Raw genomic sequence first — 14,199 nt, forward strand, 5'->3', positions numbered from 1 at the left:
GTCTAACAGTTTGTCGGTAACTTAAATTCTATGATCTTTTCTGTAATCGTATCATCAGAATCGGTAATGATAAATTTTAAAAAGATTCGCTTTGTCGTCATTTGTATAGGGTTGTCTTTAAGATTGTTTACCTGTTGCAATTCATGTAACCAGGCTTCACCACATTCTTCAATAATTTCAGGCTTTAAAGCTTCTAAGGCCGTAATAGCAAACTGCTCCCAATCTTCACTAGAAAAGGTCAATAGCTTAAAATTGCGAGAATTACGCTGTTCTATAGGGGTCCATTCAGAGTTAAATGCCGTCCAAACCTTAGTTTGGCAAGGTTGATTAGGGCCTGTATAAGAAATGCTATTTTCATAACGTTGAAAGATACTCACTTGCTTATAATCGTTGTCTACTAAGGTCAGTTGTTTCCCTTCGGGTGAGGCTTCTAAATCCACTTCAATAGTTAAGGAATCGTTCTGTTTTAAATTGTGCTGGCGTTTGTAATTTTTAGTCGCTAAATTTTTAAGTTCTACCTGTAGCTGTTCAAATTCAAAATTAATAGTTTTAGAAATTTTGGTAGGTGATAAGTAGCCATTAAAGACATAACCAATATGTTGACGGGTTTCTACTTTTACCCAGTTGCCGCTTATTTTTTCTCCGCCATCGAGAATTACAAGTTTTTCATCTGTGTTTTCTAAGACGCCAATAGCTTCTCCATAAGGAAGTTTGCTTAATAATTTGCCGTGTACATCGGGTTGGTCTCTAAGAGATAAGCCGCTTTCTGCAGCAACATACGCATTGTTCTGAGCGGTGGCGAAGGCCGTAGATAGGACCAGGGCAATCGCTAAAATCTGTTTTGTGTTGTTCATAATGTTTTATTTTTGGGTTACACATGTTTTAGCGGTTTAGTGTTTTAGGATTCTTGCCTTCCGGACGGCGAGTTTTAGTTTACTTAAAATTGTAAATCGTTGTAAAAGCGGTAAAATAAGTTCTAGCCTAAGACTTGAAACTTGGGGTAATGAGCCTCTGAATATGTTACATATTTAGAGGGGTTAAGCTTTTAAAATATAAGGAGTGGTTTTGTAGGTAAAATAAGTACGTTAATCTAAAAGGGTTTAGACTTTACGCAATTGTTAAAATGGTATTAAAGTTAATTTTACCCGCTAATGGGTTAGCTTATTAGAATATTTCTTTACCGAAAAATGCGCTAGATCTTCAAAATAAGAGGTAGAATACAAGGTGTAAACAGGGCAATCCTTAAGGCGCTATTAAAAGCGGTTGTGTTTCGGCTAACCAACATTTTATTAGTAACTTCGTAAAGAAATTTAATAATTCATAAAAAATAAGCAAATATGGAGGCAGTAGCTACCGATTTCGGAATAAAAGAGGCTTTACAGCAATTGGGTGTTAAGGATATTAATGAGGGATCTTCTACAGGGTCAGAACATTTTTCAAATGGCGAGATTATCGCGTCTTATTCTCCTGTTGATGGGCAATTAATTGCTAAAGTAAAATCAACAACAAAGGCTGATTATGAAAACGTAATGAAGGCAGCAACAAGCGCCTTTAAAACCTGGCGAGAGGTGCCCGCGCCACAGCGTGGAGAAATTGTGCGTCAGTTCGGTAATAAATTAAGAGACCTTAAAGAACCTTTAGGAAAATTAGTGTCTTATGAAATGGGGAAATCCTTACAGGAAGGTTATGGCGAAGTGCAAGAAATGATTGATATCTGTGATTTTGCCGTGGGGTTATCTCGTCAATTAAACGGACAAACAATGCCCTCAGAACGTCCTGGTCACGTAATGAGAGAGCAATGGCATCCTATTGGTGTTGTCGGTATAATTTCAGCCTTTAATTTTCCAGTGGCCGTTTGGGCTTGGAATACCGCTTTAGCTTGGATTTGTGGTGATGTTTGTGTGTGGAAAGCTTCTGAGAAATCATTATTATGTTCTATTGCTTGCCAAAATATTATTGCAGATATTTTAAAAGAGAATAATCTCCCAGAGGGAATCTCTTGTATCATTAATGGTGATTATAAAGTTGGTGAAATGATGACTACCGATCCTAGAATTCCTTTAGTATCTGCTACAGGCTCTACCAGAATGGGACGTATAGTAGGAAAAACCGTGGCGGAACGTTTTGGGAAATCTTTATTAGAATTAGGAGGAAACAATGCGATTATAATCACACCTACTGCCGATTTAAAAGTGGTGGTTCCCGGAGCTGTGTTTGGTGCTGTTGGGACCTGTGGGCAACGTTGTACATCGACACGTCGTTTAATTATACACGAGTCGGTTTACGATAAAGTAAGAGACGCCATTGTTGGGGCTTACGGACAAATTAAAATAGGAAATCCTTTAGATGAAAATAATCACGTTGGACCATTAATCGACAAAGATTCCGTAGACACCTATTTAGCGGCAATTGAAAAAGCCAAAGCTGAAGGTGGAAATGTTTTAGTTGAAGGTGGTGTTTTAGAAGGTGAAGGTTATGAGAGTGGTTGTTATGTAAAACCCGCTATTATTGAGGCTGAAAATCATTTTGAAATTGTTCAACATGAAACTTTTGCCCCAATATTATACTTAATGAAGTATTCTGGTGATGTTGAAAACGCCATTGCTAAGCAAAACGGTGTAGCCCAAGGCTTATCTTCAGCGATTATGACTAATGAGATGAAGGAAGCCGAAAAGTTCTTGTCTTATGCGGGTTCTGACTGCGGAATTGCAAACGTTAATATTGGAACTTCTGGTGCAGAAATTGGAGGCGCTTTTGGTGGCGAAAAAGAAACTGGTGGCGGACGTGAATCGGGTTCTGATGCCTGGAAAGTGTATATGCGTAGACAAACAAATACCATTAATTATTCTGATGAATTGCCACTAGCGCAAGGTATTAAGTTTGATCTTTAACTAAAGGTTAAGTTTTAAAGTTCTTATAAAGCCATATTGAAAAATATGGCTTTATTTTTTACATTGTAACACGCAACCCTTTGGTCAGATTTCCATCTTTAAAGTAATTGAACTCCATAAAATTATGACGTTAAAATTAAAAGGTCTCATGGCATTAAGTTTGCTTTTTCTGCTGTGTAGTTGTGAGGTCAAACTAGAGGATAATATGCGTATCGTCGTTAAAGGTCAAGTGCAAGACCAATACCAAGCGGCTATCCCCGAAGCTAAAATTACGGTACAGATCAGACGTGGTAATTATAGTGGTGCGCAAAGTTCTTATGTTTTGGGGGAAGGTTATAGTACTGCAGACGGTCAGTTTTCGGTGATTTCGTTTTATGATGGAGATGAAGATTTTGCCATTGAAGTTTCAGCAGGAGACGACTACAGTTCTTACGTTTACAAGCAAAATACAGTTAATTTTATACCTTCAGATTATACGTTTAATCTTGAGACTGTCGCTTTAAAAGCTATGGCAGATTTTAATTTTGAGGTGTTAAGGACAAGTGGTGAGGGGAATACCTTAACTTATAGTTTAACGTATACCGAAGGATTTTGTCTTGAGTTTTATGAAGGGGAACAACCTAATCCTTACAACAACAGTTGTTATCCCCAACGCATGGTAAGTCAGCAATTGAATGATAATGGCCCTGATATAGAAAAAACCTACCGTGTACCTATAGGCGAGCCCGTAGTGTTTACATACAGCATCAATGACGAACCCGAAATTACAGAAATCATCACCGTAAATGCCGCTTCTTATGACTTTTCATTCTCTTATTAAGGCGACCGTAGTGGGCGCTTTTTGTTTATGGTTTTCTATAGGAACGGCTCAAGAGCTAGATGAAACAAATACTGCGGAAACGGAAAGCACTTCAACTTTTTATAATAACGAAGCCAGACAACGGTTTTTTGCCTTTATGATTGGAGGACACAGAGCCTTTACGAGTGGCGATAACTTTATGGGTGAAGGTTTAGAGGGAGGAACAGGCATAGATTTTAGGGTTCAGGTGTATGTTTATAAGTACTTTTTTGTCGGACTCGCATCTAACGCCACCTATTTTAATGTTAGAAATCAAGAACTTCTCGGAAGTTATAGAAACTCTAGAGTCGCTGAAAATTACGTGTATTTAGGCTATGAGTTTCTTCCGGCTGAAGATTTTCGGTTAGGGCTACAAGTGTCAGTTTCTGGAGATGTAGATTTTAAAAATACAGGGTTTACTACCACTGATATCGCCGAACAACACGATTCTGCACGTTTAAATCGCTATGGGTTCTATCTTAATTACGAACTGGCACCGCATTTTATGCTCTACTTAGATTATGGGTATAACGTGTTGCATACCGATATTGAAGCACCTAGTGCTTATGAAAATTTTTTTAGTAAAGGCACCTATAGCACTGTAGGTTTAGGTTTGGTCTTTACGATTGGTCGCCGTGATTTAATATCCCGATTTTTAGAGTAAACCGTCTAAAACTATTATAAAAAATAAACCTTGTTTCGGTCTCAACGTTAAGCTGATGGAAACAAGGTTTAAAAATTGATTAATAGCAATGCAAATTTGCATTTTAAATTTAGTCGTGAGTAAATGTAATGAGGAAAAAGATTGTAATTAAATTATTTCAGGTCTTTTTAAGGCTTCTTCGATAAATTGTAAAATTTAAAGATTAAAGGCGCTAAAATTAGTTGTATTTTACTTTTCTGAGAATCCTAATGCTTTCCTTGTAAGCGCTATAGAGTTTTAAACTGTGATTTTTTATGTAAGGTTTTGCAGTTTCTAATTGGGTTAAAGCATTTTCAAAGCCGTTGAGGTAGCAAATAAGATAGCTTGCTGCTAAATCCTTTAAATCGGCTTCTTCACTAGGTTTTAAACCTTGGTTGGTTTCTAATTTTTTTAAGATTGAATTGTTTGCATTGTAAATATGATGCAGGACTTTTTTGTCAAATTGTGGCGGCTCAAAAATTAATTTAGCCTCAATGGTGTAATTGGCATTCTCGCTAAAATGAATCGTTTTTTCTTCAAGTTTATAATATTTAAAAGAGTTATGCAGACCTAGTCTTACGTATTCAACGATTTTAAAAGAATCTTCAGTAAAAGATATGGCCACCTCATCTAAAGCCGAATAAAATAAAAGAACCCGTTCGTTAATCAATTCAATATCAACTCTAGAATAGAAAGTTTCATCATTAACTTGTTTTCGAGCTCCAGACCAACATAATACAAAGTATTCTTTAAATACCATGTATTTAGGGTTGAAGTCTTGGCGTTTATTCATAAAATCAAAAACCCCATCAAGGGTTAATTGTATATTGTTTTGAGCGTTATTTTCTATGGCTCCAACAATTTTAGAATTAACGTCTTTAATTTCAATATCAAACACTTTAGGCATACTCATGCTGCCATCTCTAAAGAAAACTGAGCCGCCGTAATATTTCCAAATGTTCTTTTTTAATGAGGTAATACTATCAATAGGTCTAATGGTCACTAAGCCAACAACCTTATGGTCGGGTAAATGAGGAAAAGGGATGTTTTCATACTGAACAATAGGAGGATTGCTGAGGTAAGCATTAATAAGATTTTGAATTTTACTATCGTCAAAGAAATCGACGCCTATTATTTTATTGTCCTCGTCTTTAACCCCAATAACAATATAAGAATTGTTGTTGGGGTTGCTATTGGACAGCGCACATATATGCTTTAAAAATTTTCCTTTGCCTTCTTTATTGCCAATTTCTATTTTACGCTTTTTGTCATAAAAACTATTCTCATCGTTATGAGCAAGTAAATGTTTTATGAGTAAGCGTTTATTAATCATCGAATATCAGCGCATATTAGGGGTGAAAAACTTTAAAAAGTGCATTACAATTCTTTTTTAACTAGGGTTGAATTCGCTTGTGCTGTACAGAACATTAAAACATCGGCGATATTGACATGTGCTGGTCTAGAGATGGCAAAATAGATAACGTCAGCGACGTCTTCGGGTTGTAAGGCTTTGTAACCTTTGTAAACGGCATCTGCTTTGGCATCACCTTTAAAGCGTACTTCTGAAAATTCGGTTTCTACCAAACCTGGATTTATAGCGCCTACTTTTATCCCGAAGGGATTTAAATCAATACGCATACCTTCTGTTATGGCTAAAACCGCGTGCTTACTACCACAGTAAACATTTCCGTTGGGATACACTTCTTTTCCGGCCGAAGAACCGATGTTTATAATATGCCCGGATTGGCGCGCGGTCATTCCCGGAATAATGGCTTTGCTAACGTAAAGAAGACCTTTTACATTAATATCCATCATGGCATCCCAATCGTCTAGATCTCCTGTTTGTATAGGGTCTAAACCATGAGCATTACCGGCATTATTTATAAGAATATCTATTGTTTTAAACGCGTCTGGTAATCCGGCGATGGCTTCTAATGTTTGGGCTCTATCTCGAACATCAAAATTTAAGGTGTAAATCTCAGTTTCTTTAGATAAAGTTGCTTTGAGGCTATCTAAGCGTTCTTGTCTACGGCCACATATCACTAAATGGATGCCGTGCTTGGCAAATTCTTGGGCTGTTGCTCTGCCAATACCACTGGTCGCTCCAGTAATTAAGGCCACTTTATTTTTATTTGTCATGGGGGTTTAAACGTATTAAGATCGTTTTAAAAAGGGATTAATGTAGCTTATGGAACTTCGTGACCTTGGTAGGCTACTAAGATTAAAAACCAATCTTCAAGTTCTAAGTCAATGGATGTTGCTTCTATGGCGCGTTTTAATCGGCTTTGTGTTGTAGTCCCTACCACCGGATGTATTTGTGAAGGGTGCTTCATAATCCAAGCCAGTAAAAGTTGGTCTTCCGTAGCCTTATATTTATCGGTTAAGGCGGCGAGCTGTTGGTGAACACGCTTAGATTGTTCATTATTGTCTTTAAAAATATGACCTAAAGGAGACCAAGCCATAGGTTTAATGCCATTAGCAGTCATGTAATCTAAGGTGCCATTATGCATAGCAGAATGCTCTGTAAGGGAGAATTCTATCTGATTAACGTCAATATCCATACGTAAACCAATGAGGTCCATTTGAGACGGGGTGAAGTTAGAAACCCCAAAATCTTTAATTTTTCCTTCTTTTTTTAAGATGGTTATGGCCTCAGCAATTTCTTCGGCGACCATTAATGGGCTTGGCCTATGAAGAAGAAAAAGATCGAGATAATCCGTTTCTAGGTTACGCAAGGATTCTTCTGCAGACCAAATAATATAGTCCTTAGTATAGTTATAGTGCTTTACAATATTGTTTCGGTTGTCGCATTGCAGTTGAATACCACATTTTGTAATCAGCTGTATGCTGTCGCGTTTAATTTCAGAATCTTTTAAAGCTTTTCCAAATTCAGCTTCTGTAAGGTATCCGCCATAAATGTCAGCATGGTCAAAAGTGGTTATGTTATGATCGGTACAGAAATTTATTAACGCCTCCATTTCCTTTTTAGAAAGTTGTTTTCCCCAAGCACCCCAAGTCATGGTACCTGCAATTAATCGAGAATATTTCACTTTATTTTCAGTTTATATCGGTTTTTATGCAATTCATGTATAAAAATAGTCAAAACATTGGCAATGAAGCTATCATTGTAGTGTAATTATTCAAAACCCCAAATTATGAAACTTGTACAACACCTAAAATCTGTTACCTTAATCTTAGTGGTCCTTATCAGCTTTTCTAGCTGCTCTAAAGAAGAGTTAAATTCTGACGGAGAATTATCAGGGATTTCTGTAAGTTTAAAATCTTCATCGGCCTTAACTTCTGAGGTATATTTAGAAATTGAAGCGGTACAAGTAAGAACAGGAAAAGATGCAAATTCAGAAGCATCTTGGGTGAGTTTAACGGATATTAATGCAGGCACTTATAACGTGAGTGATTTAACCGACGATCTAGAATTAACCTTGGTTAATGAGTCTGAATTGGCATCGGGTTTTATCTACGAAATGCGTTTGGTTTTAGGGGATAATAACTTTTTAAATATGAATGAGGTCTTAGTAAGTTTAGATGTTGTAGGTGATAAGACGCCTTCTAATGTTGTTGAGACGGAGTTTGTGGCCAATCGGTTTTACAACGTGATTATAAACTTAGATTTAGATGAAGCCATAAGCTATGACGAAAATACAGCGATGATGACCATTAACCCTAAGCTTTATACTGAGATTAGACAAATGCAATTCTAAGACGGTTAATTTTCATAATATACTTACAAAAAGAGTAATACTTCGGTGTTACTCTTTCTTTTTTAACCAATTGTTAACAGCAACTAACGAATAATTTTAACACTTTGCAGCGTAGAAAATATTTGTATAAATAGTTTTGTTCTTAAACCCTGATAAAATGGAAGAAACGAGTACAGTTGATATTAAATCAATTAATGAAAAGATAGAAAAAGAAAGTGCCTTTGTAGACTTACTAACCTTAGAAATGAATAAGGTTATTGTAGGACAAAAGCACATGGTAGAACGTTTGCTAATTGGTCTTCTTGGTCAAGGTCATATTTTATTAGAAGGTGTACCTGGTTTAGCAAAAACATTAGCTATTAATACACTCTCTAAAGCTATAGATGCTAGTTTTAGTAGAATACAATTTACACCAGATCTCTTACCTGCAGATGTGGTTGGTACCTTAATTTATAACATGAAAGAGAATGATTTCACGATAAAGAAAGGTCCTATTTTTGCAAATTTTGTATTGGCAGATGAGATTAACAGAGCGCCAGCAAAAGTACAATCGGCTTTATTAGAAGCCATGCAGGAAAAGCAGGTGACTATTGGGGATGAAACTTTTGGTTTAGATAAGCCGTTCTTAGTAATGGCCACCATGAACCCGGTAGAACAAGAAGGAACCTACCCACTTCCAGAGGCACAAGTTGACCGTTTTATGCTAAAAACCGTTATCGATTATCCAAAAATCGATGAGGAACAAATGATTGTAAGAGCCAATCTTAAAGGGAGCTATGAAAAGGTGAATCCTGTGGTTTCTGTAGCACAAATCTTAAGTGCTCAAAAAGCCGTGAGAGAGGTGTATATGGATGAAAAAATTGAGAAGTATATCCTCGATATCATTTTTGCAACACGTTACCCAGAGAAATATAAATTAGGAGATTTAAAACCATTAATTTCGTTTGGAGCTTCACCTCGTGGTAGTATTAACTTAGCTACAGCAGCAAAATGTTATGCGTTTATTAAAAGAAGAGGTTATGTGATTCCAGAAGATGTACGTGCCATTGTACACGATGTTTTACGTCATAGAATAGGAATTACTTATGAAGCTGAAGCTGAAAATGTCACTTCTGAAGATATCATCAATAAGATTGTAAATGTTATTGAAGTGCCATAGAGGTTTACCCCTAGGCAATCAATCTTATTATATATCGAAAATTAAATTTGATCCATTTCGTATTAAGGACGGAATGACAAAATACTACAATGGACACTAAGGAATTACTCAAAAAAGTACGAAAAATAGAGATTAAGACACGTCGCTTGTCTGATCATATATTTGGCGGCGAATATCACTCGACTTTTAAAGGTCGTGGGATGACTTTTTCTGAAGTGCGTCAATACCAATTTGGCGATGATGTTAGAAACATAGATTGGAATGTGACGGCACGGACCAACCAGCCCCACGTTAAAGTCTTTGAAGAAGAACGCGAGCTTACCATGATGCTAATGGTAGATGTATCAGCCAGTGAAATGTTTGGTACCCAACAGCAATTTAAAAATGAAGTGGTAACGGAGATTGCTGCAACTTTAGCGTTCTCTGCAACGCAAAACAATGATAAAATCGGGTTGATTTTATTTTCAGATCAGATAGAACTTTACATTCCGCCAAAAAAAGGACGTTCTCATGTACTTAGAATTATAAGAGAGCTTATTGAGTTTCAACCGCAAAGCACAAAAACCAATGTGTCTGAAGCTTTTAAATTCTTGTCTAATGTCTCTAAAAAGAAAGCCATCGTTTTTGTGCTTTCAGACTTTATTGCAGATGCTTACAAGCAAAATTTAAAAATTTCAGCAGGGCGCCATGATATTACAGGGATTAGAGTGTATGATCAGCGTGAAACTGAAATTCCAAACCTAGGAATGGTGCAAATGGAAGATGCTGAAACCGGCGAAATGATGCTTGTTAATACTGGCTCTAGACAAGTCAGGAACGATTACAGTAAATTTTACAATGATAAAATAACCTATTTTAAAGATAGTTTTACAAAATCTGGCGCAGGGACTATAGACTGCCGTGTTGATGAAAGTTATGTAAAAAAATTATTAGGTTACTTTAAAAGAAGAGGATAAGGGGCTCTAAACTTTGCGTGAAAGCACAATGAAGTCCAAAAATGTAAAGTAAGACATAAAAGGTGAAAAGTTTAAAAGTTATATACAGTAAATTAAGAGCTATAAAGGACACAGGTTGGAATAAAAATACCGCCGTTGTTAGCCTTTTTTCTATGCTCTTTTTTTTAGGCACTACTTTGGCAACCGCACAGGTAAAAACAGAAGTAGATACCACTACAATACGCATTGGAGAACAGATTAATTATAAAATTAATGTCCAAGCAGATTCTACAGCTTTGGTGGTTTTTCCAGAAGGACAAACCTTTATGCCCTTAGAAAATGTTGAGGCCTTAAAAATTGATACCACCAAACAGAAGGCGCAGTTTTTACTCTCTAGGGTTTATAAACTCACACAATTCGATTCTGGCGCTTATACCATACCAAGACAGAAAATTATTATTGGTGAAAAATCATTTTTTACGGACTCTTTGCGGGTTAATGTAAATACCGTGACCGTCGATACCACAAAACAGAAACTCTACGATATAAAACCGATTATAGATGTGGAAGAAGCGGGTAGTGATTGGTGGAAAGGGTTGCTTATAATAATTGGTATTGTAGGTCTAGTTGCCTTTTTACTGTATTGGTTTATTTGGCGTAAAAAGCCTTTAAGCGAAGAAGAGCAAATTGCCTTATTGCCACCTTATGATCGTGCAAAATTAGCGTTACAAAAGCTCGATGAAAGTCAGTATTTAATACGTTCAGAAGTGAAGGAATACTATTCTGAATTGACCTTTATTATTCGAAAGTATTTAGATGAAAAAGTTTATGATCGTGCCTTAGAAAGTACCACCTCGGAGCTTGTAGCAAGATTAAACTTATTAAAAGAGGGAAATCAAATTCCGCTGTCTAAAGAAACTATTTTACATATCGAATCTATTTTGAAGCGTGCCGATTTGGTGAAATTTGCAAAGTCTGCTCCCGATACGGCTCTTGCCGAAATGGACAAGTCTACCATTGATAAAGCCATTGACAATGTTAAGGTGAGTCTGCCTGAGCCTTCCGAAGAAGAAAAACTATTAGACAAAAAATATAAAGAAGCTCAAGAGCGCAAAAAGAAACGTCAAAAAATAGCCTTAACGGTAGGGGTATCCTTATTTCTACTTATCGCCACCTTTATTGGTTTTGGTGTAAAATACGGTTTTGGTTATGTGAAGGACACCATCATTGGGCATGAGAGTAAAACGCTTTTAGAAGGGCAATGGGTTAAAAGTGCTTACGGATTTCCGCCTGTTTATATCGAAACACCTAAAGTATTAAAGCGTGTAGAAATTGAGCTTCCTGAGGAGGTACAACAGCAAATGTCTAGAACTACGTTTGCTTATGGAACCTTGTTAGATGTGTTTAGTGTTGTAGTGAATACCACGACTGTAAATGCGCCAAAACAACCAACGCAAGGTGAGACGACTGAAAATCCGACCTTCGATTTATTAAAAGTATCAGAGCAAACCATAGAAGGCTTTGAGGCTAAGGGCGCCGCAAATATTACGGTGAAAAAAGAGAAGTTTATCACCCCAAATAAAGCTGAAGGTTTAAAAACTTTTGGAACCTTGAGTCTTCCTGTGCCAAATTCAGAGGCTTCTGTAGATGCTTCTTATATGGTGCTCGCTTTTGCAAATGAAAATGTTTTACAGCAAATAGTGATCACTTGGCCATTAGACGATGATTATGCGGATGATATGATAGAGCGCATTGTAAATTCGGTAGAAGTTAACCCTGAAGAGATACAAGACAACACGAAATGATGTTTGAGCATATAGAGTTTTTAAATAAAGAATTATTTTGGTTATTACTGCTATTACCTATAGCGGTAGTTTGGTATGTCTTTAAGCATAGCAAACAAACGGCAGAATTAAAAATGTCTACCCTCCAAGGGTTTAAAACTAGCGGTTCTAATTGGGCCAAGTTAAGGCACGTGCTTTTTGCTTTACGTTTAATCGCATTAGGACTTCTTATTACGGCATTAGCAAGACCACGGACCGTAGATGTTTCTACAAGAACGAAAACAACAAGTGGTATTGATATTGTTATGGCTATTGATGTTTCGGCGAGTATGTTGGCAAAGGATTTAAGACCAAACCGACTTGAAGCTTTAAAAGAAGTCGCAGCAGATTTTATAGACGGTAGACCAAGCGACCGTATTGGATTGGTAGAATATGCGGGTGAGGCCTATACAAAAACCCCAATAACAAGCGATAAGTCTATCGTAAAACGCTCGTTAAGAGATATTAATTATAATAATATTATTGAAGGCGGAACCGCTATTGGTATGGGATTAGCCACTTCGGTTAACCGATTAAAAGACAGTAAAGCTAAAAGTAAAGTGATTATCTTACTTACGGATGGGGTGAATAACTCAGGGTTTATAGATCCTAAAATTGCGAGTGAATTGGCCGTAGAATACGGTATAAAAGTTTACGCTATTGGTTTAGGGACTAATGGTATGGCCTTATCGCCAATAGGGATTAATCCTAATGGAACCTTTAGATATGGGCGTATGCAAGTAGAAATTGATGAGGCCTTACTTAAAGATATTGCGGCAGAAACTGGTGGTAAATATTTTAGAGCGACTAATAATGACAAATTAGTTCAGATCTATGATGAAATCAATAAGCTAGAGAAAACCGAAATTGAAGAAAAGAAATATTACAATTACGAAGAGAAATACAGACCGTTAGTACTACTAGCTGGATTGTTATTACTGATAGAATTATTATTAAGAAATACAATATTTAGAAGCTTTGTTTAGACTCGATGAAAACATATGGTTTTGGACGCTATTGGTTATACCAGTCATTATTTTGCTGTTTATAGGACTGCAAATTTGGAGGCGTTCTGTGCAGAAAAAATTTGCCGATGCAAACCTATTAAAGCGCCTTAGTCCTAATCAATCCTTATTTAAAAGCGTGCTAAAAGTGGTTGTGCTTTGTTCGGCTTTTGCATGTTTATCTATCGCTTTGGTCAATCCTAAAATAGGAACAAAGTTAGAAACCGTACGTAGTGAGGGCGTCGATATTGTCTTTGCTGTAGACGTTTCTAAGAGTATGCTGGCGGAAGATATTGCTCCTAACCGTTTAGAAAAATCAAAACAATTGGTGACTCAGATTGTCAATAATTTGGTGAGTGATCGTGTGGGGATTATTGCTTACGCTGGTAAAGCCTTTCCGCAGTTACCGATAACCACGGATTACGCTTCGGCAAAGATGTTTTTACAGAATATGAATACCGATATGTTGTCTTCACAAGGAACAGCTATTAGTGAGGCCATTCAGCTTTCTAAAACCTATTACGATAACGAAGATCAAACCAATCGTGTTTTAGTGATTATTTCTGATGGAGAAGACCATGATGGTGAAGCCATGAGTGTTGCGGAAGAAGCGGCAGAACAGGGCATCAAAATCTTAACCGTTGGAGTAGGTGATGTTAAGGGAGGCCCAATTCCTATTAAACGAAATGGCGTGGTCTTAAGTTATAAGAAAGATAATAGTGGTGAAACCGTTATTACGCGTCTCAATGAAACCACTTTAAAAGATATCGCTTCAGAAGCCAACGGTGTTTATATTAATGGTAGTAACACGGCAGAGGTGGTTAAAGCCATAAAAGCTGAGCTAGATAAAATGGATAAACAAGAATTTGAGTCCAAACAAATAGCCGACTTTAAAGATCAATTTCAATGGTTTTTAGGACTCGGAATTCTATTGCTATTTATTGATATTTTCTTTTTAGAACGAAAGACCGCATGGTTAAAAAAGTTGAATTTATTCAACGAAACTTATATTTAAGTCCCCTAAGCTAAGGCAGGCAAAATGCCTTATGAGGGGTAAATGGAAGTGAATTTATTGCGGGTCTAATTTTTAGATTTTTTTTAACGCTAAGTCAATAAAGCCTTTAGTAATTTAGAGGGCGTTTTTATAA

General features: G+C 36.7%; 13 protein-coding genes. 9 read left to right on the forward strand and 4 right to left on the reverse strand.

Annotated elements, in window-relative coordinates; translation table 11 throughout:
* Positions 1–2: 2 nt before the first annotated feature.
* Positions 3–854, reverse strand: a complete 852-nt coding sequence (locus tag DFQ08_RS02720) for an SH3 domain-containing protein (RefSeq protein WP_114308254.1) — start codon at positions 852–854, stop codon at positions 3–5.
* 483 nt (positions 855–1,337) lie between these two features.
* Here DFQ08_RS02720 and amaB point away from each other — a divergent pair, with 483 nt between their 5' ends.
* The 3 genes from amaB (at position 1,338) to DFQ08_RS02735 (ending at position 4,393) form a co-directional block, all read left to right on the forward strand.
* A complete protein-coding gene (amaB, locus tag DFQ08_RS02725; protein WP_114308255.1) occupies positions 1,338–2,891 on the forward strand; it encodes an L-piperidine-6-carboxylate dehydrogenase in 1,554 nt (517 codons plus the stop codon).
* 124 nt (positions 2,892–3,015) lie between these two features.
* Entirely contained in the window at positions 3,016–3,711 is a 696-nt protein-coding gene (locus tag DFQ08_RS02730) for a hypothetical protein (RefSeq protein ID WP_114308256.1), read from the forward strand.
* A complete protein-coding gene (locus DFQ08_RS02735) occupies positions 3,689–4,393 on the forward strand; it encodes a hypothetical protein (protein WP_114308257.1) in 705 nt (234 codons plus the stop codon). Before DFQ08_RS02730 ends, DFQ08_RS02735 begins: the two co-directional genes overlap by 23 nt.
* A 217-nt stretch (positions 4,394–4,610) precedes the next feature.
* On the opposite strand, the gene DFQ08_RS02740 is transcribed toward DFQ08_RS02735, so the two are convergent.
* From DFQ08_RS02740 to DFQ08_RS02750, 3 genes are read right to left on the reverse strand one after another with little or no spacing between them, the layout of a single operon-like run.
* Complete coding sequence (locus tag DFQ08_RS02740) at positions 4,611–5,744, reverse strand: ATP-binding protein (protein ID WP_114308258.1); 1,134 nt, start codon at positions 5,742–5,744, stop codon at positions 4,611–4,613.
* Positions 5,745–5,788: 44 nt separating this feature from the next.
* A complete protein-coding gene (locus DFQ08_RS02745; protein WP_114308259.1) occupies positions 5,789–6,550 on the reverse strand; it encodes an SDR family NAD(P)-dependent oxidoreductase in 762 nt (253 codons plus the stop codon).
* A 47-nt stretch (positions 6,551–6,597) separates the two neighbouring features.
* Positions 6,598–7,461, reverse strand: coding sequence for an aldo/keto reductase (locus tag DFQ08_RS02750; protein ID WP_245935353.1), 864 nt, complete (start codon positions 7,459–7,461; stop codon positions 6,598–6,600).
* Positions 7,462–7,566: 105 nt separating this feature from the next.
* Here DFQ08_RS02750 and DFQ08_RS02755 point away from each other — a divergent pair, with 105 nt between their 5' ends.
* The 6 genes from DFQ08_RS02755 (at position 7,567) to DFQ08_RS02780 (ending at position 14,066) form a co-directional block, all read left to right on the forward strand.
* Complete coding sequence (locus DFQ08_RS02755) at positions 7,567–8,130, forward strand: DUF4382 domain-containing protein (protein ID WP_114308261.1); 564 nt, start codon at positions 7,567–7,569, stop codon at positions 8,128–8,130.
* 157 nt (positions 8,131–8,287) lie between these two features.
* A complete protein-coding gene (locus DFQ08_RS02760; protein ID WP_114308262.1) occupies positions 8,288–9,289 on the forward strand; it encodes an AAA family ATPase in 1,002 nt (333 codons plus the stop codon).
* A gap of 89 nt (positions 9,290–9,378) precedes the next feature.
* A complete protein-coding gene (locus DFQ08_RS02765) occupies positions 9,379–10,245 on the forward strand; it encodes a DUF58 domain-containing protein (RefSeq protein ID WP_114308263.1) in 867 nt (288 codons plus the stop codon).
* Between the two features lie 152 nt (positions 10,246–10,397).
* The gene (locus tag DFQ08_RS02770; protein ID WP_394347171.1) at positions 10,398–12,029 is read left to right on the forward strand and encodes a hypothetical protein; all 1,632 of its coding nucleotides are present in this window, start codon (positions 10,398–10,400) and stop codon (positions 12,027–12,029) included.
* Positions 12,029–13,033: a vWA domain-containing protein gene (locus tag DFQ08_RS02775; protein ID WP_114308658.1), complete on the forward strand. Its 1,005-nt coding sequence runs from the start codon at positions 12,029–12,031 to the stop codon at positions 13,031–13,033. Before DFQ08_RS02770 ends, DFQ08_RS02775 begins: the two co-directional genes overlap by 1 nt.
* Positions 13,026–14,066 (forward strand): vWA domain-containing protein, encoded by a 1,041-nt coding sequence (locus tag DFQ08_RS02780; RefSeq protein WP_114308264.1) that lies wholly within the window; start codon positions 13,026–13,028, stop codon positions 14,064–14,066. The genes DFQ08_RS02775 and DFQ08_RS02780 overlap by 8 nt, the downstream gene beginning before the upstream one ends.
* Positions 14,067–14,199 lie beyond the last annotated feature (133 nt).

It is taken from the genome of Winogradskyella arenosi (genome assembly GCF_003337305.1).
Classification (GTDB): domain Bacteria; phylum Bacteroidota; class Bacteroidia; order Flavobacteriales; family Flavobacteriaceae; genus Winogradskyella; species Winogradskyella arenosi.